The 20412-nt window shown below is 72.1% G+C and carries 18 protein-coding genes and 1 pseudogene; 7 read left to right on the top strand and 12 right to left on the bottom strand.

Translation table 11 applies throughout. The features are described 5' to 3' along the window. Positions 1–52: 52 nt before the first annotated feature. Together acnA and OV079_RS21155 are read left to right on the top strand one after the other, a co-directional pair. Complete coding sequence (acnA, locus tag OV079_RS21160) at positions 53–2770, top strand: aconitate hydratase AcnA (protein WP_267770668.1); 2718 nt, start codon at positions 53–55, stop codon at positions 2768–2770. 34 nt (positions 2771–2804) lie between these two features. Then, positions 2805–3533, top strand: a complete 729-nt coding sequence (locus tag OV079_RS21155; RefSeq protein WP_267778610.1) for a class I SAM-dependent methyltransferase — start codon at positions 2805–2807, stop codon at positions 3531–3533. A gap of 361 nt (positions 3534–3894) precedes the next feature. Here the strand turns inward: OV079_RS21155 and OV079_RS21150 are convergent, their stop codons facing one another. From OV079_RS21150 to OV079_RS21110, 9 genes are all read right to left on the bottom strand, one after another. After that, on the bottom strand, positions 3895–4893 hold the full coding sequence (locus tag OV079_RS21150) for a hypothetical protein (protein WP_267770667.1): 999 nt from the start codon (positions 4891–4893) through the stop codon (positions 3895–3897). A 142-nt stretch (positions 4894–5035) separates the two neighbouring features. Beyond that, complete coding sequence (locus OV079_RS21145; RefSeq protein WP_276602763.1) at positions 5036–5236, bottom strand: DUF4169 family protein; 201 nt, start codon at positions 5234–5236, stop codon at positions 5036–5038. Between the two features lie 329 nt (positions 5237–5565). Continuing rightward, on the bottom strand, positions 5566–6087 hold the full coding sequence (locus tag OV079_RS21140; protein ID WP_267770665.1) for a hypothetical protein: 522 nt from the start codon (positions 6085–6087) through the stop codon (positions 5566–5568). Positions 6088–6196: 109 nt separating this feature from the next. After that, complete coding sequence (locus tag OV079_RS21135) at positions 6197–6625, bottom strand: VOC family protein (RefSeq protein ID WP_267770664.1); 429 nt, start codon at positions 6623–6625, stop codon at positions 6197–6199. Between the two features lie 112 nt (positions 6626–6737). Next, positions 6738–7337 carry an AraC family transcriptional regulator gene (locus OV079_RS21130; RefSeq protein ID WP_267770663.1) on the bottom strand — a complete coding sequence of 200 codons (600 nt, stop codon included), beginning with the start codon at positions 7335–7337 and terminating at the stop codon, positions 6738–6740. Beyond that, a complete protein-coding gene (locus OV079_RS21125) occupies positions 7325–7588 on the bottom strand; it encodes a hypothetical protein (RefSeq protein ID WP_267770662.1) in 264 nt (87 codons plus the stop codon). The genes OV079_RS21130 and OV079_RS21125 overlap by 13 nt, the downstream gene beginning before the upstream one ends. A 13-nt stretch (positions 7589–7601) precedes the next feature. Continuing rightward, a complete protein-coding gene (locus tag OV079_RS21120; RefSeq protein WP_267770661.1) occupies positions 7602–9062 on the bottom strand; it encodes a dihydrolipoamide acetyltransferase family protein in 1461 nt (486 codons plus the stop codon). Positions 9063–9087: 25 nt separating this feature from the next. Beyond that, on the bottom strand, positions 9088–10068 hold the full coding sequence (locus OV079_RS21115; protein ID WP_267770660.1) for a pyruvate dehydrogenase complex E1 component subunit beta: 981 nt from the start codon (positions 10066–10068) through the stop codon (positions 9088–9090). 4 nt (positions 10069–10072) lie between these two features. Then, positions 10073–11041 (bottom strand): thiamine pyrophosphate-dependent enzyme, encoded by a 969-nt coding sequence (locus OV079_RS21110; RefSeq protein WP_276603596.1) that lies wholly within the window; start codon positions 11039–11041, stop codon positions 10073–10075. A 342-nt stretch (positions 11042–11383) separates the two neighbouring features. Here OV079_RS21110 and bioB point away from each other — a divergent pair, with 342 nt between their 5' ends. The 3 genes from bioB to OV079_RS21095 all read left to right on the top strand — a co-directional run bounded on the left by bioB (position 11384) and on the right by OV079_RS21095 (position 15987). Further along, on the top strand, positions 11384–12481 hold the full coding sequence (gene bioB / locus OV079_RS21105) for a biotin synthase BioB (RefSeq protein ID WP_267770658.1): 1098 nt from the start codon (positions 11384–11386) through the stop codon (positions 12479–12481). Positions 12482–13142: 661 nt separating this feature from the next. Then, complete coding sequence (locus OV079_RS21100; RefSeq protein ID WP_338089097.1) at positions 13143–14255, top strand: outer membrane beta-barrel protein; 1113 nt, start codon at positions 13143–13145, stop codon at positions 14253–14255. A gap of 145 nt (positions 14256–14400) precedes the next feature. Further along, a complete protein-coding gene (locus OV079_RS21095; RefSeq protein ID WP_267770657.1) occupies positions 14401–15987 on the top strand; it encodes an aromatic ring-hydroxylating oxygenase subunit alpha in 1587 nt (528 codons plus the stop codon). Between the two features lie 45 nt (positions 15988–16032). On the opposite strand, the gene OV079_RS21090 is transcribed toward OV079_RS21095, so the two are convergent. Further along, the gene (locus tag OV079_RS21090) at positions 16033–16689 is read right to left on the bottom strand and encodes a hypothetical protein (RefSeq protein WP_267770656.1); all 657 of its coding nucleotides are present in this window, start codon (positions 16687–16689) and stop codon (positions 16033–16035) included. Between the two features lie 28 nt (positions 16690–16717). Between OV079_RS21090 and OV079_RS21085 the strand changes: the two genes are divergently transcribed. After that, positions 16718–17161, top strand: coding sequence for a hypothetical protein (locus tag OV079_RS21085; RefSeq protein ID WP_267770655.1), 444 nt, complete (start codon positions 16718–16720; stop codon positions 17159–17161). A 145-nt stretch (positions 17162–17306) separates the two neighbouring features. Here the strand turns inward: OV079_RS21085 and OV079_RS21080 are convergent, their stop codons facing one another. Further along, positions 17307–18770, bottom strand: a complete 1464-nt coding sequence (locus OV079_RS21080) for a pectin acetylesterase-family hydrolase (protein WP_267770654.1) — start codon at positions 18768–18770, stop codon at positions 17307–17309. A gap of 412 nt (positions 18771–19182) precedes the next feature. On the opposite strand from OV079_RS21080, the gene OV079_RS21075 reads away from it, so the two are divergent. Then, entirely contained in the window at positions 19183–19542 is a 360-nt protein-coding gene (locus OV079_RS21075; protein WP_267770653.1) for a hypothetical protein, read from the top strand. 162 nt (positions 19543–19704) lie between these two features. Here OV079_RS21075 and OV079_RS58295 read toward each other — a convergent pair. Continuing rightward, positions 19705–20381, bottom strand: a pseudogene (locus OV079_RS58295) (glutathione S-transferase N-terminal domain-containing protein). Positions 20382–20412: the final 31 nt, after the last annotated feature.

The following is a 20412-nucleotide window of genomic DNA, read 5'->3' as shown; positions in this document are numbered from 1 at the left end:
GCGCCTCCGCGCGACAGATGCCACGCGACGATTTGATATCTTCCGCCCGCTCATGACTGCCTCGACCCGCAAGCGCGACCCCTTCCACGCCAAGGACACGATGACCACGCCGATGGGCCCGCGCGCCGTCTACCGGCTCGACCGGCTGCGCGAGCTCGGCCCGGTCGACACGCTGCCCTACTGCATCAAGGTCCTGCTCGAGGCGTGCCTGCGCAACGTCGACGACTTCATCGTCACCCAGGATCACGTCAAGGCGCTGGCGGCCTACGACCCGAAGAACGTCGGCGAGGTCGAGATCCCGTTCATGCCGGGCCGCGTGGTGCTGCAGGACTTCACGGGCGTGCCGGCGGTGGTCGACCTGGCGGCGATGCGCGAGGCGATCGTCAAGCTGACCGGCAACGTGAGCAGCGCCGAGAAGGTCAACCCGCTGGTCCCGTGCGACCTGGTGATCGACCACTCGGTGCAGGTCGACGCGTTCGGCACGCCGCAGGCGCTGCGCATCAACTCGAAGCTGGAGTTCGAGCGCAACCTCGAGCGCTACCAGTTCTTGAAGTGGGGCCAGCGCGCGTTCAACAACTTCCGCGTGGTCCCGCCGGCGACCGGCATCGTCCACCAGGTCAACCTCGAGTACCTGGGGACGGTGGTGTGGGACGGCGCGGGCGAGCAGGCCGGCGCGATCTACCCCGACTCGCTGGTCGGCACCGACAGCCACACGACGATGATCAACGGGCTCGGGATCGTCGGCTGGGGCGTCGGCGGCATCGAGGCCGAGGCGGTCATGCTCGGCCAGCCGATCTACATGCTCATCCCCGAGGTCGTCGGCGTGAAGCTGTCGGGCAAGCTGGCCGAGGGCTGCACGGCGACCGACCTGGTGCTGCGCATCACCGAGCTTTTGCGCAAGCGCGGCGTGGTCGGCAAGTTCGTCGAGTTCTTCGGGCCCGGCCTGTCGCACATGCCGGTCTCGACCCGCGCGACGATCGCCAACATGGCGCCCGAGTACGGCGCGACGATCGGCTTCTTCCCGGTCGACGAGCACACGATCGAGTACCTGCGCCTGTCGGGCCGCGACGCCGGGCTCCTGCAACTGGTCGAGGAATACTCGAAGCAGCAGGGCCTGTGGCGCGACGACTCGCGCGAGGTCCGCTACACCGAGGTGCTCGAGCTCGACCTCGGCACCGTCGAGCCGTCGCTGGCCGGGCCGAAGCGCCCGCAGGACCGCATCGCCCTCGGCGCGATGAAGAAGCAGTGGCGCTCCGACCTGCACGGCAAGACGTTCGGCCGCCCGGAGAGCGCGCCCGGCCAGCCGGTCGAGCTCGACGGCCAGAAGTTCGAGCTCAAGGACGGCGCGGTGGTGGTCGCGGCGATCACGAGCTGCACCAACACCTCGAACCCCGAGGTGATGATCGCGGCCGGCCTGGTCGCCCGCAAGGCGGCCGCGCTCGGCCTCACGCGCAAGCCGTGGGTCAAGACCTCGCTGGCGCCGGGCTCGAAGGTGGTGACCGAGTACTTCCGCGCCGCCGACCTGACGAAGGACCTCGACGCGCTCGGCTTCAACCTGGTCGGCTACGGCTGCACGACCTGCATCGGCAACTCGGGCCCGCTGCCCGACCCGATCTCGGCGGCCATCCAGCAGGGCGACCTGGTGGCGACCTCGGTGCTGTCGGGCAACCGCAACTTCGAAGGCCGCATCAACCCCGACGTCAAGGCCAACTACCTCGCCTCGCCGCCGCTGGTGGTCGCCTACGCGATCGCCGGCACCGTCGACATCGACCTGCAGAACGACCCGATCGCGCAGGACAAGGACGGCAAGGACGTCTACCTGCGCGACATCTGGCCGAGCCAGGCCGAGGTGCAGGCGCTCATCGACGAGTGCGTCACGCGCGAGCAGTTCATCGTGCAGTACTCCGACGTGTTCAAGGGCTCGGAGGAGTGGCAGGCGATCGCCGAGGTGCAGAGCCAGCTGTACGCGTGGGACGAGGCCAGCACGTACATCCAGAACCCGCCGTTCTTCGCCGAGCTCACCCCCGAGGTGCGGCCGATCCGCGCGATCCAGGGCGCCCGCGTGCTCGCGGCCATGGGCGACTCCGTGACCACCGACCACATCTCGCCCGCGGGCTCGATCAAGCGCGACTCGCCGGCCGGCAAGTTCCTGATCTCGCGCGGCGTCACGCCGGAGATGTTCAACCAGTACGGGGCGCGCCGCGGCAACGACCGGGTGATGACCCGCGGCACGTTCGCCAACACGCGGATCCGCAACGCCCTGGTCGAGCTGCAGGTGCCGGGCGGCAAGGAGGGCGGCTACACCGTCGACTTCCTCGACAACCAGGTCAAGTTCATCTACGACGCGGCGATCCACTACCAGGAGGCCGGCGTGCCGCTGGTGGTGCTCGCGGGCAAGGACTACGGCATGGGCAGCTCGCGCGACTGGGCGGCCAAGGGCACGTTCCTGCTCGGGGTGAAGGCCGTGATCGCCGAGAGCTTCGAGCGCATCCACCGCTCGAACCTGGTCGGGATGGGCGTGCTGCCGCTGCAGTTCAAGGCCGGCGAGTCGCGGACGACCCTGGGTCTGCGCGGCGACGAGGTGTTCGACATCGCCGTCGACGACGACGTGCGGCCGCTGCAGGAAGTGCGGGTCACCGCACGGAACGCCGCTTCGGGGGCCGTGGTGCGCGAGTTCACCGCCATCGCCCGGCTCGATACGCCGGTCGAGGTCGAGTACTACCGCAACGGCGGCATCCTCCACACCGTGCTGCGCAAGATGGCGGGCTGAGGCGCGGGGGCCTAAGCTCGGGATCGCCGTGCTGATGGACGACGACGAGCTGCCCCCGCTCTACACGCGGCGCGCCGCGTGGTTCCACCTGCTGACCGCCCCCGCCGACTACGCCAGCGAGGCCGCCGAGCTGGTCCGCATCATCCGCGAGTCCGGCTCGGGGCCGCTGGCGACGCTGCTCGAGCTCGGCGCCGGCGGCGGCAACATGGCGTCGCACTACAAGCGCGACGTCGCGGCCACGCTGGTCGACCGGTCGCCGTCGATGCTGGCGCTGTCGCGCACGATCAACCCCGAGTGCGAGCACCTGGTCGGCGACATGCGCACGCTCCGGCTCGGCCGCAGCTTCGACGCGGTGCTGGTCCACGACGCGGTGATGTACATGACCAGCGCCCAGGCCCTGCGCGCGGTCATGCGGACCGCGCTGGCCCACCTGCGACCCGGCGGCGTGGCCGTGTTCGCGCCCGACTGCACGCGCGAGACGTTCACCCCCGGCACCGCCCACGGCGGCGACGACGACGGCGAGCGCGGCCTCCGCTACCTCGAGTGGACCTTCGACCCGGACCCCGAGGACGCGACCTACACCGTCGACTTCGCGCTGCTGCTGCGCGACGGCGACGAGGTGGTGTGCGAGCACGAGCGCCACACCTACGGGCTGTTCAGCCGCGGCGAGTGGCTGGACATGCTCGAAGAGACAGGCTTCAAGGCGCTGGCGCGGGAGACCGAGCTCGGGCCGCTGTTCGTCGCGGTGCGCCCGCGCGGCTGAGGCGGGCGGCGCCGGGCGTGGCTAGCTCCGCTCGGGCGCGGGCCCGCCGGGCACGGCGGCGATGACCACGGCCGCGCGGGCGTGCCCGGGGACGCCCGCGACTCGACCGAGCGGGCCGGCGATGCAACATGTCCTCGAGGGCACGCCCGTGCGGACCGGCGATGCAACATGTCCTCGAGGGCACGCCCGTGCGGACCGGCGATGCAACGTGTCCTCGAGGGCACGCCCGTGCGGACCGGCGATGCAACATGTCCTCGAGGGCACGCCCGTGCGGACCGGCGATGCAACATGTCCTCGAGGGCACGCCCTCGAGGACATGCTCGATCGCGCATTTCTCGAGGAGCATGTCCTCGGGGACAGCTCAAGGCGGCGGGCCGAGGCGGGCGGTCCAGGCGGCGAGGGTGGCCTGCATGTCGGCCACCACGGTGGCGCCGTTCGCCGCCAGCGAGCGCACCAGCAGGCTGGCCGGCAGGGCGTCGGGCTCGTCCGGGAGGGCCTGGGTCGCGGCCACCGCGGTGAGGTCGTCGCCGGCGGCCGCGGCCGCTGCGACGCGCTCGCCGAGGTACCAGCGGGCCATCGCCAGCTCGCGCTCGGGGCCGACCCACGCGGTCGACCAGCGGGCGACGACGCCGGGATCGGCGAGCCCCTGCGGCTCGCTCGCGCCGCTGCGCAGGGCGGCCTCGGCCAGTCGCAGCGAGCACACGGCCTCGCGCGCGAGGATCGGCAGGACCTCCTCGCGGCGCGGGGCGAAGGCCATGAAGGCCGGGCCGGCGGGCAGGTTGCGGGCCTCGGCGACCTGAAGGGCGTCGCGGGCGATGGCGAAGCCGACGGCGCCGGCGAGCAGCGGGCCGCGGCCGCGCAGGTAGGCGCCGAGGCGCAGCGCCGCCGCGAACGCGGGGTCGCCGTCGTCGCGGCCGTGCCGGAAGGCGAGGCGAGCCAGGCGGAACATCTCGACGGTCCGCGGCGGCCCGGCCGAGAGGTCGGCCGGATCGACGATGCAGAGCTCGTCCCCGAGGCCGCCGCCCTGGCCCCACGCGGCCAGCGCGGCGAGGGCCTGCTGCGTTGCCGGGTCGCTGGCGGGCTCGGGCGGTCGCGCCGGCTCCCACGCCTCGTCGCGCGCTCCGGCCCGGCGCAGCGGCTCCAGGGCGGCGTGGAGCCCCTCGATCGGCGCGTTGGCGTGGCGCGTCTCGGCGGCCCACGCCTCGACGCGGCTCCACGTGCCGGCGACGTGCTCGGGCGAGGCCGCCGGCGGGGCCAGCCACGGCCGCGCGGCGAACCACCCGGCGGCCGTCAGGGCGAGCAGCACGAGCAGCAGCGCGGCGAGCCCCGGAGCAGGACGGACACGGCCCGACGATCCCACGCGCGCCGCCGAGGGTCAACGGGCGCGGACGTCCGTGGGGGCGGACGCGCGGGGCGGGGATTTCAGATGTGACCTTCAAGACATGTCCTTGCGGACAGCAGCGGCGACCGGCGTCACTGGCTGTCCGGACATGTCCGAACAGTCATGGGCCCTGCGGCCCCTCGTCGGCGCTGTCGAGTCGCTTGCCGTCGAGCTCGGTGGCCTGGCGGTCGAGCTCGCGCTGCACGGCCTGCTTCTCGGTCCGCGTGCGGGCGTGCCGGACGCGGTTGGCCTCGGCCTTCTGCTCCTTCTCGGCGCGGGCCTTGGCCTTGCGATAACGATTCAGATTGATCACATCGCCCATGGGTAGGCCACGACAGTAGCGAGGCCGCGATCGAGACGCCAGCAGGGGCTCTCTCAGCGCCTCGGGCGCCGCGTTCGACCTTTGCGGAGTGGCCCCAGCGTCGATTGTGCGGCGACAGGTGGGGGCGCCGGCAGCGACAGGCGGAGCCTGACGCGAACGTCGATTCGCCAGTGGCACTTTTCTCCACGGGCGCCAGCAGACCGCGCGGCCACGAGCAGCGGCGGCGTCGTGCGATCGCGCGATCGCAGCTCGGCCCCCTCACACGCGCGCGCGAGGGGCCAAGAGTTCGCTCGCGGCGGGCGAGCAGGAATGCGGTGACGCGCCGCCGATCAGCGGCGGAATTGCCAGGTCCGCACGCCGCCGGCGGTGTTGCCGTCCCAGTGGTCGGGGTGCGGGATGAGGGCCAGGAACACGCGGCCGGTGCAGCGCGCCGCCGCAGGCTCGAGCGTCCGCAGCAGGGCCTCGGGCTCGGGGACCATCGAGGCGACGAACAGCTTGTGGTGCGCGGACCCGAGGACCAGCTTGTTGAAGTCGTGGACCGGGTCGGGGCGGTCGAGCGCCAGCTCGGACTCGACTTGCCACAGCACCTCCGTGAGGTACCAGAGCTCGCCGATCTGGACGCTGCGGCTGAGGGTGATGTCGTGCAGCAGATCGCCGGTGCCGAGGCGCGGGCGGGCGTCGTCGTGATAGCGGCTCAGGATGTCGACGTCTTTGCCCTCGTGCTCGCGCAGGGCGTCGGCGAGGGCGAGCACGAAGTGACGCGAGCGAGCCTTGTGTCGCTCCTTCCGCGTCGTCTCGGCGGTCGGGCGGGCCTGCGCGGCGCGCAGCGCCCCTTCGACCAGGTCGTGCAATTCACTGAGTTCGTGAGACGGCGCGTCGGACAGTGCCAAGGTCGTCTGAGGATGCCGGAGCCGACGGTCGGCGACAATCACCCGTGAGCGCGCGCCGGCGCGCCGGCGCTCAGGTGGACGGGGCGCTCAGGGCGTCGAGCCGCCGCTGCATCTCCGCCGCCGAGACGTCCTCGACGCGGCTCTGGACGTTCCAGCGGTGGCCGAACGGGTCGGTCAGGCGGGCCGAGCGGTCACCGTAGAACTCGACTTCGATCGGCCGCTCGAGCCGGGCCCCGGCCGCGACGGCGCGGGCGGCGACGGCGTCCACGTCTTCGACGTACACGGTCAGCGTGTGGGAGATGCGGTCGGAGGTGGGCGCGAGGAAGCCGAGCGACGGGTACTCGCTGGCCACCGCGATGCGGCCCCCGAACACCGACAACTCGGCGTGGGCGACCCGCCCGTCGGGTTCGTGCAGGCGCAAGATCTCCTCGGCGCCGAAGGCCTTGGCGTAGAAGTCGAGCGCGGCCGTCCCGTCGCGGACGACGAGGTTGGGGATCACGCGCGGGCCGGGGGAATCGGGCTGAGCTTGGACATGGCTGTTTCCTTGCAGCTCAACCTAATCGCCTGCCCGGGGGTCGGTCTTGAACAAGTGCACCTGCCGCGCGGCGGCCTCAGCCGAACGTGAGGTCGCCGAGGAGCGCCCGGGCGTCGGTCGGGGTGACGCCGGTGAAGCCGCGGATCTCGCGGGTCAAATGGGCCTGATCGGCGAACCCGAATTCGGCCGCGAGGGCGGCCCAGGTGGTCTGTGGGCCCCACTTCAGGCGGCGCACCAGATGGTCGAAGCGGACCAGGCGCGCCAGCACTTTTGGCGGCACGCCGACCCGATCGCGGAACAGGGCGATCAGGTGCTTGCCGCTGTAGCCGAGCTCGCTCGCCAGGCGGCCGATGTCGACCGCGCCGGCGCTGGCCTCGATCCGGCGGCAGGCCCAGGCGACCGTGCCGACCTCGAGGCGGGCCTCGGCGAGCCGCGCGGCGATGAAACTTTCGACCATGTCGAAACGGTCATCCCAGTCGGGGCGCGCGGCGAGGCGCTCGGCCAGGCCCCGGTGCGCGCGCGGCAGCAGGTCGTCGAGGTGGACGACGCGGCCGGCCAGCTCGGACAGCGCCACGCCGAACAGCAGGCGCGCGCCGATCGGGGTCAGGTTGAGCTGGATGCCCGCCTGCGCGCCGTCGTGGCCGGTCTCGGTCCAGCAGTCGTTCAGGCCGGCCACGAACCCGCCGGCGTAGCGCGAGGCGTGCCGTCGCCGTCGTGGACGCGGATCGGCGGGCCGAACTCGATGATGACGACGACCTGCGGCAGCGGGAACTCGCGCCGCAGGCACGGCAGCGCGGCCGCCTCGCTGTAGCCGAGGAGGCCGCGCACGTGGGCCCGCAGGCCGGCCGGGAGCTCGCGGGTGGCGACCTCCCAGCGGGAGCCGCCCGCCTCGCTGCGGGTCACGCGGGCGCGGCGGTGCGGGTCCACGGCCACCTGTCCCTCAGGTCAGGAGCGACAGCGGGCTCTCGAGCAGCTTGCGCAGGGTCTGCAGGTACTTGGCCGACTCTGCCCCGTCGAACACGCGGTGGTCGCTGCACAGGGTGACGCGCATGCGCTTGCGGGCGACGAGCTGGCCGTCCTCGACCACGGCCTCGTCCTGGACCGCGCCGACGGCCAGGATCGCGGCCTCGCCGGGGTTGACGATCGCGCAGAACTCCTCGATGCCGAACATGCCGAGGTTCGACACGGTGAAGGTGCTGCCGGTCAGCTCCTCCGGCTTGAGCGTCTTCTCCTTGGCGCGGGTGCCGAGGTCGCGGACGTCGATCGAGACCTGCTTGAGCGTCTTCTGGTCGGCGAAGCGGACCGGCGGGACGATGAGGCCGTCGTCGAGCGCGACCGCCACGCCGACGTGGACGTCGCCGCGCTCGACGATGCCGTTGTCGGTGTAGTAGGCGTTGACCCGCGGGTGCTTGCGCAGCGCGCGGGCGGCCGCGAGGATCACCAGGTCGTTGAGGCTCGCCTTGGTGCCGTCGACCGAGAGGTTGAACTCGGCCCGCAGCGCGACCGCCTTGTCCATGACGATCGGCATCGTCAGGTAGATATGCGGGATCTCCCGCTTCGCCTGGCCCATGCGCTTGGCGATCGTCTTGCGCATCTGCGACAGCTTGACCGTGCGGTCGGGCCGGCTGATGTACGGGCGGCCGTGCTCGTCGACGTCGGCCGCGTGGGCGCCGGCGGCCTGGCTGGCCGTCGGGACAGGTCCCGCAGCGCCGGTCGCGGCGGCGGCCGGGCGGGCCTGCGGGCCCTTGGCGATCGCCTGCTCGACGTCGGCCTTGACGACCCGACCGCGCGGGCCGGAGCCCTGGATCTGGCCCAGCTCGAGGTCGTGCTCGCGGGCCAGGCGGCGGGCCACCGGCGAGGCGGGGATCCGGCCGCGATCGACCTGTCCTTGGGGACCTGTCCCCTGGGACGTGGCCTTCGGGCCAGGCTCCTCGTCCTCGTCGTCGTCGCCGTCGGGCGCGGCCGACGCGGCGGCGGCCGTCTGCGCGGCCGCGGCCTCGGCCTTCGCCTCGGGCTGGGCGGGCTTGGCCTCGGGCTTGCTCGCGGCCTTGGCGGGCGCGGGCTCGGCCTTGGCGGGCTCGGCCTTGGCGGGCTCGGCCTCGGCCTTGGCGGGCTTGTCTTCGGCCTTGGGCGCGGGGGCGCCGGCGGCGTCGGGGTTCTCGCCGGGCTGGCCGAACACGGCGATCGGGGCGCCGACGGGCAGCGCCTCGCCTTCGGGGGCGACCAGCTTGAGGACGGTGCCGGCGTCGAAGGACTCGAACTCCATCGTCGCCTTGTCGGTCTCGATGTCGGCGATGACCTGGCCGCGCTTGACCTTGTCGCCGACCTTGATCCGCCACTTGGCGATCACGCCCTCTTCCATCGTGTCGCTGAGGCGGGGAAGTGTGACCACGGTTGCCATGGGGTCTGTCTCCTTGACCAGGTGCTCAGCGCTTGTACGTGACGCGCCGGATGGCCGCGAGGGCGCGCTCGGGCGAGGGGAGGATGAGGTTCTCGAGGTTCTCGGCGTACGGCATCGGCAGGTCCTCGTAGCAGACGCGGAGGACCGGGGCGTCGAGGTCGTCGAACGCGAGCTCCTGGATGCGGGCGATGATGTCGCCGCCGACGCCGCCGTTGGGCCAGCCGTGGTAGACGATGACCGCGCGGTTGGTCTTCTTGACGGAGGCGATGATCGCGGCCTCGTCCATCGGACGGATCGAGCGCAGGTCGATGACCTCGCACGAGACGTCCTCGGCGGCCGCGAGCTCGGCGGCCTTGAGCGCGACCGGCACGCCCTGGCCCCACGTGATCACGGTGACGTGCTCGCCCGGGCGCTTGATGTCGGCCTGGCCGAACGGGATGAGGTACTCCTCCTCGGGCACCTCGCCCTTGACCGAGTACATCAGCTCGCTCTCGAGGAACAGCACCGGGTTCTCGTCGCGGATCGCCGTCTTGAGCAGGCCCTTGGCGTCGTACGGGGTGGCGACGGCGATGACCTTGAGCCCGGGGATGTGGGCGTAGAAGTGCTCGAAGGCCTGGCTGTGCGTCGAGCCGAGCATGTGCGCGGCCGCGTTGGGCCCGCGGAACACGATCGGCACGCCGAACTGGCCGTGCGTCATGTGGCGCAGCTTGGCCGCGTTGTTCAAGATCTGGTCGAACGCGACGGCCGAGAAGTTGAACGTCATGAACTCGATGATCGGGCGGAGCCCGCACATCGCGGCGCCGATGCCGATGCCGGCGAAGCCGGTCTCGGTGATCGGCGTGTCGATCACGCGCTTCTCCCCGAAGTGGTCGAGGAGCCCCTCGCTGCACTTGTAGGCGCCGTTGTAGTAGCCGACCTCTTCGCCCATGAGGAAGACGCGCTCGTCGCGCTCCATCTCCTCCTTCATCGCGTCGCGGATCGCCTGGCGGATCTGCAGAATCGGCATGGTCTTACTCCACTCCCGCCGGCCGCGTGGTCGCGCTGTCGCCGTAGTAAGGGCCCTCGGCCATCACGTTGTCGAACCGGGCCTCGGGCGCCGGGGCCGGGGCCTTGTCGGCGAACTCGTAGGCGCCGTCCATCTCGGCGACGATCGTCTCGTCCATCGCGTCGAGCTCCGCCTCGGGGACCTGGTAGATCGTCTTCAGCGCCATCAGCGTGCGCTCGAGCGGGTCGTTGAGCCGCCAGCGATCGACCTCTTCCTTCTGCCGGTACTTGGCCGGGTCGCTCATGCTGTGGCCGCGGAAGCGGTAGGTGATGAGCTCGACCAGCGTGGGCTTGCCGTCCTTGCGCGCGCGCTCGACGGCCTCGCCGAGGCGGCGCCGGGTCTCCTGCACGCTGGTGACGTGGAAGCGGTCGCTGGCGAACCCGTAGCCGGCCGCGCGGGCGGTGATGTCCTCGACCGGCAGGGTGCGCTTGAGCGGGGTGCCCATCGAGTACTGGTTGTTCTCGACCACGAAGACGATCGGCAGCTTCATGATGCCGGCCATCGTCATGCCCTCGTGCACGGGGCCGATGCCGACGGCGCCGTCGCCCATGAAGCAGAGGGTGACGCGGCCGTCGCCGGTGTACTGCGAGGCGAACGCGTGGCCGGCGGCGACCGGGATGTGGTTGCCGACGATCGCGTAGCCGCCCCACAGCCCGCGCTCCTTGTCGAAGAAGTGCATCGACCCGCCGACGCCGCCGACCAGGCCCGCGGCCTTGCCGAACAGCTCGGCCGCGCACGCCTTGGGATCGGAGCCGAGGGCGATGGCGAAGCCGTGGGTGCGGTAGGTGGAGACGACGCGATCGCCGGGCTCCATCACCTGCTGGGTGGCGATGGCGATCGCTTCCTGGCCGATGTAGAGGTGGAGAAATCCGCTGATCTTGCCGCGCGTGTAGGCGCGGGCGGCCGCCTCCTCGAAGCGGCGGATCCGCAGCATCTCGCGGTAGTCTCGCAGGACATCTTCACGGCTCTGGCCGTCGTAGTCGGCGCGGAGCTTGGCCTCGTACGCGGCGTCCACGGTGCTCTCCGGGGCAGCGTCTGGTGCGGCTTCTGATTGCGTCATTGGGGACCCTTCTCGCGGGCGCGGGGAGGGTACCACCGGGGACCGAGCGGTGAAAGCGCGAGATCCGTCGAGCTCGCCGCGCGGGGACGCGAAGGACGGTGCACGGCAAAGCTCACTCGCGGACCGCGGCAGATGCGGCGGACGGGCGAGCGCGCACGACGAACGCGCGCCGGGCTCCCGGTCCGCGCCGCGCGTGCTTGCGGTATACCTCGCGCCATGACGAGCCTCGACGCGCGCCCCGAACTCCCCGCTCCGCACGCCATCGCCGATCGGATCCTCGGCGGTGAGTGGGACGCGCTCGACGGGGCGACCCTGGTCCGTTACCTGAGCGGCGAGGCCGAGCTCGGGGACCTGATGGCGGCGGCCGACCGGCTGCGCCGCGCTCGCTTCGGCGACGAGGTCCACCTGTGCTCGATCGTCAACGCCAAGATGGGCGGGTGCCCCGAGGACTGCGGCTTCTGTGCGCAGTCGAAGCACTTCACCACCCACATCAAGGCCGACAAGTTCCTCGGCCACGCCGACATGGTCGCCGCCAGCCGCAAGGCCCAGGGCCAGGGCGCGACGGCGCTCGGCCTGGTGACCGCCACGCGCGGCTACGAGGACGGGTCGAAGGGCCTGAAGCACATGATCGAGGGCATCCGCCAGGTCCGCGCCGCGGGTCACACCGAGGCCCACGCGTCGCTCGGGATCGTCAGCAAGGAGGCGCTCCGCGAGCTGCGCGACGCCGGCATGACCGAGTTCAACCACAACCTCGAGTCGGGTCGCAGCTACTACGAGCAGATCGTCACCACCCACACCTACGACGATCGCCTGAACACCATCCGCGCGGCCAAGGAGCTCGGCCTCCGCACCTGCGTCGGCGGGATCTTCGGCATGGGCGAGAAGCCCCAGCACCGCGCCGAGCTGGCCATCGAGCTGCGCGGCCTCGACGTCGACGAGGTGCCGATCAACTTCCTCGTCAGCATCGAGGGCACGAACCTGCAGCACGTCGACCCGCTGCCGCCGCGCGAGATGCTGCGCATCATCGCCTGCTTCCGCCTGGCCCTGCCGCGCCAGAACATCTTCATCGCCGCCGGCCGCCAGCACCTCGGCCAGCTGCAGCCGATGATCTTCGCCGCCGGCGCGTCCGGCATGATGATCGGCGACTTCCTCACCACGCCCAACCGCTCGACCCAGGACGACCTCGACATGCTCGAGCAGCTGGGCCTGCGCGGCCGCGTGTGCGCCACCGGCGAGGCCCCGCCGCCCCGCCCGGAGATGGCCCCCCGCGTCGAGCGGCGCGCCGGCGCGACCCACCTGCCCGTGCTCGCGTAGCGCCTGTCCGGAGAGACAGGTGAGGACGAGCGCCTGTCTCTTGTGACAGGTGACGGACGTGCGCCTGTCTCTTGGGACAGGCCACCGACGGGCCGGAGCTCCTTGCGACCGCGCATGGCGAGCGGGCGCGGGCGAGCCTGGCTCATGAGACAGGGAGCGCCCGGGGCCTCGGCGCGGAGCCGGGGCGTGTGACGGCGCGCGCACGGGCGATCTCCCCGGCGGCGGGCGAGCTCGCGGGGTCCTCGGCGTCCGGGCTCGGGGGCCGCGTCGGCCGCGGATTGGCGTCGGGGCGCGATCTGGCCGCAGAATGGGGCGGCGACCGCCATGAGCCCGCCGATCCTCAGCCTCGCCTCGCTCGTCTCGCTCGTGCTCGCCGCGCCGGCGGGCGAGTCGGGCGCGCTGGCGTTGCCGCCGTGGACGCCGACGCCGGCGATCGAGGTGCCCGCCGAGTCGACGGAGTCGCAAGGGCCGGCGGCTCCCCGGCGAGCGAGCCGGCGTCGACGGCCGCGCCGGTGCCCGCGCGAAGACCGAAGCCGGTAGTGCGACCGGCGAGCGCCGCGACGCCCGTGGCCGCGCCGGCCGAGGAAGATCGCGTCGAGGAGGCGCTGCCGGGCACCGACGCGGCGTCGGTCAACAACCCGGCGCTGGCGGCGGGCGAGCACTGGACCCGCACCTGCCCGGCTTCAAGCCGTGGGAGGTCGGCGGCTTCATCGACGTCAACTACAGCTACAACAGCAACAACCCCGACAACCACGTGTACCGCGGCACCAGCGTGCAGCCGCGCACCGGCGAGTTCTCGCTCAACCATGCGGTCGCGTACGTCCGCCGCGACGCCATCCCCGGCCGGTTCTCGCCGCTGTTCGAGTTCGCGGCCCAGGGCGGTCCGGCCGCCGACGCGCTGGTGGCCTACGAGCCGAACCCGGGCGGGGCCAACGGCAAGTTCGCCGGGCCGGAGGTGTGGAAGCACCTCTCGCGCGCCAACATCGGCTTCCGCAGCCGCCACGGCACCGAGGTGGTGGTCGGCCTGCAACTGAGCCCGGTCGGCATCGGCGTCCACTGGAGCCCGTACAACTGGAACTACACGGTCACGTGGCAGCTCAACAGCGTGCCGTACTACCTGTCGGGGCTGAAGCTGGCGCAGACGATCCGCGACAAGCACCAGGTGCAGCTGTGGGTCGTCAACGGCTGGCAGCTGCTGGCCGACAACAACAAGGCGCCGAGCGTGATGCTCGGCTACACGTTCACGCCGAGCGAGAAGTTCAACCTCGGCGAGTACGTGTGGATCGGGCCGGAGCAGGCCGACATGCGCCCGCGGGCGTGGCGGCTGTTCTCCGACACGCAGGCGACCTACAACACCGAGCGCTTCGGCGTCGGCGCGCTGTTCGACGTCGGCGCCGACCCGCGCACCGACCTGCCGCTGTCGCCGTGGCAGATGTGGATGAACGGGGCGGTGTTCACCCGCTGGCGCGTGCTCGGCAAGCTGCGCACGTGGGACATGGCGCTGCGGCCCGAGTTCTTCTGGGACCGCGACGGGCGGATGTTCGGCGTGCCGCAGACGCTCGTCTCGGCGGCGTTCACCAACAACGTCCGCCTGTTCAACAACCTGCTCGTGCGCCTCGAGTACCGCTACGATCACTCGACCAGCCCGAACGGGTTCTTCTACCGCGGGCCGGCGATCATGGACGGCGGGCCCGGCCTCGGCCGCGATCAGCACACGATCTTCTTCTCGGTCGCCGGGGTGTTCGCGCACCGCTTCGGCGGCAAGCGAGGTTGACGCCGGCGCGGGTCCGATCGCCCGCTGTGACGCTCGCGCCCGCGGTCCGCGGGTCGGTTCGACCGCGCGGGGGACGTCGACTATTCTCAGCGCCGATGGACGCCCCTCGCTCGTCGCCCCGGTCGATCCGTCCGCGCTGGCCCAGGTGCTGCGGCCGTTCGGCGAAGGCGAGGGCCTGCCGCGCGACGCGTACGTGTCGCCGGCGGTCCATCAGTGGGAGCTGGGCGCGTTCCTCGACGACGCGTGGGTGTGCGTCGGTCGGGCGCAGGCGCTCGATCAGGTCGGCGCGCAGCGGGCGATCCGCGCCGGGCGCGAGGGCGTCCTGCTCGTGCGCGACCGGTCCGGCGAGATCCGCGGCTTCTTCAACGTGTGCCGCCATCGCGCCCACGAGCTGGTCCAGGTCGGCGAGTGCGTGCGCGGCGGCCAGATCCGCTGCCCCTATCACGGCTGGGTCTACGAGCTCGACGGGGCGCTGCGCGGCCAGCGGCGCGAGCAGGAGCCGCGCGGGCTGGTGCCGGTGCGCGTGGAGATCTGGCGCGGCTTCGTGTTCGTCAACCTGTCGGGCGCGGCGGTCCCGCTGGCCGAGTGGCTCGGCGACCTCGACGCGCTGACCGCCGCGCACGACCTCGGGTCGCTGCAGATCGCGGCGACCCATAGCTACGAGCTGGTGGCCAACTGGAAGCTCGTGGTCGAGAACTACCACGAGTGCTACCACTGCCCGCTGATCCACCCGCAGCTGTGCCGCGTCAGCCCGCCGGGCAGCGGCCAGAACTACGCCGGCGCGGGGGCGTGGATCGGCGGGCCGATGCAATTGATGGCCGACGTCGAGACGATGTCGTTCGACGGCAAGAGCGGCGGCCTGCCGCTGCCGCGGCTGTCGGCCGAGCAGCGGCGCAGCGTGTTTTATTACGGGGTCGGCGCCAACCTGCTGCTCAGCCTGCACCCCGACTACGTGCTGACGCACCGGCTCGAGCCGCTCGCGCCCGACCGCACGCGCGTGGAGTGCCAGTGGCTGTTCCACCCCGACGCGATCGCGGCGCCCGGGTTCTCGCCGGCGTACGCGGTCGACTTTTGGGACATGACCAATCGGCAAGATTGGCGGGCGGTCGAGCGTGCAGCGCGGGGTGTCGTCGCGCGGCTTTCGGCCCGGCGTGTTCGCCCCGCGCGAGCAGGCGGTCTACGAGTTCGTGACCCGCGTGGCCCGCGGCTACCGCGACGGCGGCTGGGCCCGCTCGCCCGGGACGGCGTAGCTCAGGCCGGTGGCGAGCGCCGGCGCGGCGAGTCCCCGCGGCGTGGAGGGATCCCCACCACATGTCCTTTCGGACATGTCCCGTGGCGAGCGCGACCGGCGGCGGCGCGGCTCGTGGCGCTCCGCTCGCTCGCGTGCGCGCCGGCGGCTCGCCTTCGGCCGCACATCGGCCCCCCGCGGCCCGCCGAGCCGGCTATCCTGCCGCCACATGCGAGACCGCCTCCATACCGTGTTCACCGCGTCGATCGCCGCTGCTCTGGCGTCGACCGTGTCCGCCACCGGCTGCGAGAAGAAGTCGACGGTCGAGCCCGAGCCGGCGCCGACCGACAGCAGCGCGCCCGCCGAGCCGCCCGCCGAGCCCGCCGACCCGCCCGCGCCGGAGACCCCGCCGGGGCCGACCGCGGCCGACTTCGCGGGCGACACCTGCGACGCGGCCGCGCTGGTCGCCCGCTTCGGCGAGGCGAAGCTGGCCAAGCCCTATGATTACGTCGAGCTGCGGATGTCGCAGCTGCAGCCCGACAAGGGCGATCAATGGAAGGTGTTGAACTCGCAGGCGGTGGCCAGCTTCGGCGCGAGCTGCAAGGACCCGAAGACCGCCAAGGCGTGCACCAAGGCGCTCGCCAAGGCGACCTCGCCCAGTTCGCTGTTCCCCCCGGGGCCGGGCGCATGCCGACGTCGACGTACCTGGTGGTCCAGTCCGGCGCCGAGGTGTCGACGATCACCACCCGGGCCGAGGTCGCGGCGCTGTTCGGCGCCGTCGACGCGCCCGTCGAGGCGATGTTCCTGACCACGCTCGACGGCTACGTCCCGCTGTGCGACGCGAGCAAGGTGCGCGAGGTCGAGGGCGGCTACAAGCTGCTGGCCAAGAAGAACTTCAACGAGTGCCTCAACCAGTTCCACGGCCACGTGGTGACGGTGAAGGGCGAGACGGTGAGCTCGCAGACCGAGGTCGATCTGACCAAGCCGGACGAGGGCTGCGCGGTCGCCGGGCGCCGCCCCGAGGGCTTCCGCCCGGCGCCGCGGACCGAAGGCAGCGCGCTCGTGGCCTACCTCGACGAGATGCACCACCTCGAGGCGGCCAGCGTGCCGGCGTTCGAGCGCCTGGCCCGCGAGCTCGCGCACCATGGCGCCCCGGCGGCGCTGGTCGAGCGCGCGGAGGCTGCGGCGCGCGACGAGGTTCGCCACGCGGCCGGGTTCGCGGGTCTGCGCGCGCGTGGCCGCGACCGACTGCGCGTCGCCGGCGCTCGAGGTGCCGACGGCGGTGCGCTCGCTCGAGGCGCTGGCGCGCGAGAACGCGGTCGAGGGCTGCGTGCGCGAGACCTTCGGCGCGCTGGTGGCCCGCTACCAGGCTTCGGTGGCCGCGGACGAGCCGCTGCGCCGGCTGTTCGCCGCCATCGCCGAGGACGAGCTGGACCACGCGGCGCTGGCGTGGGACGTCGCGACCTGGCTGAACGGTCAGCTCGACGAGGCCGCACGCGCGCGTGCAGGCGGCCGAGGCCGCCGAGCTGGCGCGCCTCACGGTCGCGCTGGCGACCACGGAGCCCGACGCAGAAGTCTCGCACCTGTGCGGCGTGCCGAGCCCGGCGATCGCAACCGCGATGTTCGAGCGCTGCAAGGCGTCGCTGTGGGCGGCGTGATGCGATCGGCGCTCGGGTGACTGGCACGAGCGCCCGCGCCGGCGGGCGGGGAACGAGCCCCGCCCGTCGCGTGGGCGGGGCCGAGGATGCGTCCGCGGGTTCGACACGCGCGGGGCTGGCCATCGGCGCGGCCAGACCGAGCGTCGAGCGGTCGCTCGGTCCGTATCAGAGGCGGCTCACGGCGCGACGTGGGTCGCGGTGCCGGCGAGGAGGTCGGCGACCCAGTCGCGCATCAAGGTGCCGTCGATCTCCGCGGTGTAGAGTCTGCGTCAGCCAGGTGTGCTGCATGCCGGACGGGTAGAAGGTGCCCCAGGTGCCGGCGGGCTCGCTCATCCAGTCGTCGCGCAGGTCGGCGAGGCCGTCGGTGAACATGGCGCCGCTCATCTGCCCGCCGGCGCACTCGTTGAGGCCGAAGCCGAAGAAGTAGCGGATGGTCTGATCCTGCAGCGCCGAGATGAGGCCGAGGCGCTGGTCGGCGTACTTCTCCCCGAGGTATTTGATCACATTGGAGATGCCGCCGCCGTCGGGGTTGAAGCACTCGGCGCAATCGGCCGGCAGGGTGTCCTCGAAGTTCCACAGGTCGCGCCACTGCTGTTGCAGGCAGGGGGCCATGAACTCGTCGGACATGACGGGGCCGGAGTCGTCGATGAGGGTGACCGCGCGGTCGGGGAAGGCCTCGGCGATTCGATCGTAGTTGAAGGCCGAGCCGAAGCCGCCGGCGCTCTCGCCGGTGACGAGCACGTGATCGACGCTGTCGACGAAGGTGGGGACGATGCGCTCGAGGTAGGCGGTGACGTTGTTGTAGCCGACGAATTGCTGCGGGTCGGCGAGGCCCGGGATCACCACGTCGTTGCGGGCGCCGGCGTGGACGTCGCCGGAGCAGTACGGGACGAACACGGCGCTCCAGTCGAGGACCGGGTTGGCGGGCTCGTCGGGGTCGAAGATGCCCTTGCTGCCGACGTTCTGGACGAAGTTGTTGTAGCTCGGCAGGCCGAAGGTCTTGATGTTCTGGTTGCAGGTGGCGGCGTTGAAGCAGGCGCCGCCGCTCTGGAAGTAGATCATCAGGCCAGGCGCGGTGCCGTAGCGCACTGCGATGCCGGTGGTGCTGCCGTCACGGCACAAGGACTCGGGGAAGGGCACCCACTGCCACTCGCCCGGCGGCGCGTCCGGCAGCGGCTCGCCGTCCCACGGGGAGGGCTCGCCGGTGGTCTCGGTGTCGGTGTCGCCGGTCGAGGTCGAGGTGGTCGTCGAGGTGGTGGTGGTGTCGACGCCCTCGGTGGTGGTGGTGTCGGTGGTCGTCGAAGTGGTGGTGGTGGTGTCGACGCCCTCGGTGGTGGTCGCGTCGGTAGTGGTCGCGTCGGTGGTCGAGGTGTCGAAGGTGGTCGAGGTCGTGCTCGTGGTCGAGGTCGTGGTGGCGTCGCTCGTCCCGGTCGTCGAGGTGTCGGTCGTCGGCGGATCGGTCGTCTGGGCGTCGGTGGTGGGGCCGCCGGTGCTCGTGGTGGTCGAGGTGTCGCTCGCGGTCTCGGTCTCGGTGACGCCGCCGCCGGGGTCCTGGCAGGCGAACAGCGCGAAGCAGGTGGTCGACAAAGGGAAGCTCGGCGAATCATCGCGCCAATCTATGCGAACCATCGCGGCGGTCGCATGCGGGATCGCCGGGGTCTGCCGTCGCGAAGCTGTCGCCTCCGCGGTCGCGGCCGCGGTTCACGAGGGACAACGCAGGGTCGAGGCCGCTCGCGCGCGAGCGATCGCAGGGCGCGCTGCGAGATGTCCTTAGGGACATGTCGTCAATCTCTGGCGACGCGCCGCCGCGGCGGACGTCATGGCCGGCCCGACGCCGCCGCGCGCCCCCTGCGGATCACTGGCCCGCGCGCCGGTCTTCCTGGCTCATGGGACAGCCGATCTCCGGGGCGAGGATCGGGGCGCGTAACTTCGCCCGCGCGGCGTCGTAGTCCCGCCATGCCCGTCTGTCGCGCCGCTCTCGCGGGGTCCGTCGCCGTCCTCGCCGCCTGCAGCAACCAAACCCCGAGAGCGCCGAGGCGCTGTGGGACGAGCTGCAGGCGGCCGACTATCAGGGTGGGCGCGAGCGCCCGGCTACGAGGGGCGCACGCCGAGCGCGACCGTCCACGGCGTCGAGGTGGAGATCTTCATCAACGAGGTGATGGTCGAGGCGCTCGCCGGCGGATCGCTCGCGGCCTGGCCGGACGGCGCGATCGTGGTCAAGGACGGCTTCATGGCCGGCGAGCCCCACATCGTCGTGGCGATGCAGAAGCGCGGCGACGCGTGGTTCTTCGCCGAGTACGAGACCAGCGGCGAGGTCGTCTACTCGGGCGACCCGCACGCCTGTACCCGCTGCCACGACGACGGCGACGACGGGATCCTCGCGTTCGACCTGCCGCGCTGAGCTGTCCCCGGGGACAGCTTCGCCGCGACCGCGCGAGCACGTCCGCCGAGCCCACGGCAAGTGCGTGAAGCAGGCGATGGTCGCTCAGGGCCACGAGGGACCGCAAGCGGCGGCTCGTCTACCCGATCGTGAGCGCCTGGCGGCTCGTCCGTCGCTCCGGGATCAGGAGGCAGTGGCCTCGCGCGGGCGCATGAACGCGGGCAGGGGCCGGCCGTGGCGCGTGAGCTCCTCGCCGTACAGCTTGCGTTCGGCGTGCAGCGCGGCGGCGACGCTGGGTCGAGCCTGGAGCCGCTGCAAATAGGCGACCAGCGAGGGCCACTTCTTGAGGTCGATCGGGGTGGCGATCGACCACGTCAGCGCGGTGGCGAGGTAGGCGTCGGCGACGCTGAAGCGGTCGAGCAAGAACTCGCGGCCGTCGAGGTGGCGCGCGAGGTAGTCGAAGCGCGACACGCTCTTCTCGAGCACCCAGCTGCGGACGGCCTCGGGCACCTCGCTGCCGAGCAAGGGCGCGTACACGCCCTGTGCAGCTCGGTGCCGATGAAGCTCAGCCACTGCTGCAGGCGGACCCGCTCGGGGTCGCCGGGGGGCGGGGCGAGACCGGCGGCCGGCAGCGCGTCGGCGACGTACTGCAACACGGCGGCGTTCTCGGTGATGAGCCGGCCGTCGTCGGTGCGCAGCGCGGGGACGAGCCCGAGCGGGTGGACCTCGCGGTAGTCGGCGCCGTCGCGCGTGCGCTTGGTCGGGGCGTCGACCACGACGTACTCGAACTGCGCGCCGGCCTCGAGGAGCGCGATGCGCGTGGCCATGGAGCAGGAGAGGGGTGAACCGTAGAGCTGCATGGCGGAGAGGATGGCGCGCGGGGGCATATGC

This window comes from Nannocystis pusilla (genome assembly GCF_026626665.1).
Lineage (GTDB): Bacteria > Myxococcota_A > Polyangia > Nannocystales > Nannocystaceae > Nannocystis > Nannocystis pusilla.
The sequence above is the reverse complement of the archived record's forward strand: the minus strand, read 5'-3'. Positions and strand labels throughout refer to the sequence as shown.

What these genes read in the sequence shown, in the direction of transcription:
- acnA (WP_267770668.1), top strand. Translation starts at nt 53, where the DNA reads ATGACTGCCTCGACCCGCAAGCGCGACCCCTTCCACGCCAAGGACACG.
- OV079_RS21155 (WP_267778610.1), top strand. Translation starts at nt 2,805, where the DNA reads ATGGACGACGACGAGCTGCCCCCGCTCTACACGCGGCGCGCCGCGTGG.
- OV079_RS21145 (WP_276602763.1), bottom strand. Translation starts at nt 5,236, where the DNA reads ATGGGCGATGTGATCAATCTGAATCGTTATCGCAAGGCCAAGGCCCGC.
- OV079_RS21120 (WP_267770661.1), bottom strand. Translation starts at nt 9,062, where the DNA reads ATGGCAACCGTGGTCACACTTCCCCGCCTCAGCGACACGATGGAAGAG.
- OV079_RS21115 (WP_267770660.1), bottom strand. Translation starts at nt 10,068, where the DNA reads ATGCCGATTCTGCAGATCCGCCAGGCGATCCGCGACGCGATGAAGGAG.
- OV079_RS21110 (WP_276603596.1), bottom strand. Translation starts at nt 11,041, where the DNA reads ATGCTGCGGATCCGCCGCTTCGAGGAGGCGGCCGCCCGCGCCTACACG.
- bioB (WP_267770658.1), top strand. Translation starts at nt 11,384, where the DNA reads ATGACGAGCCTCGACGCGCGCCCCGAACTCCCCGCTCCGCACGCCATC.
- OV079_RS21080 (WP_267770654.1), bottom strand. Translation starts at nt 18,770, where the DNA reads ATGGTTCGCATAGATTGGCGCGATGATTCGCCGAGCTTCCCTTTGTCG.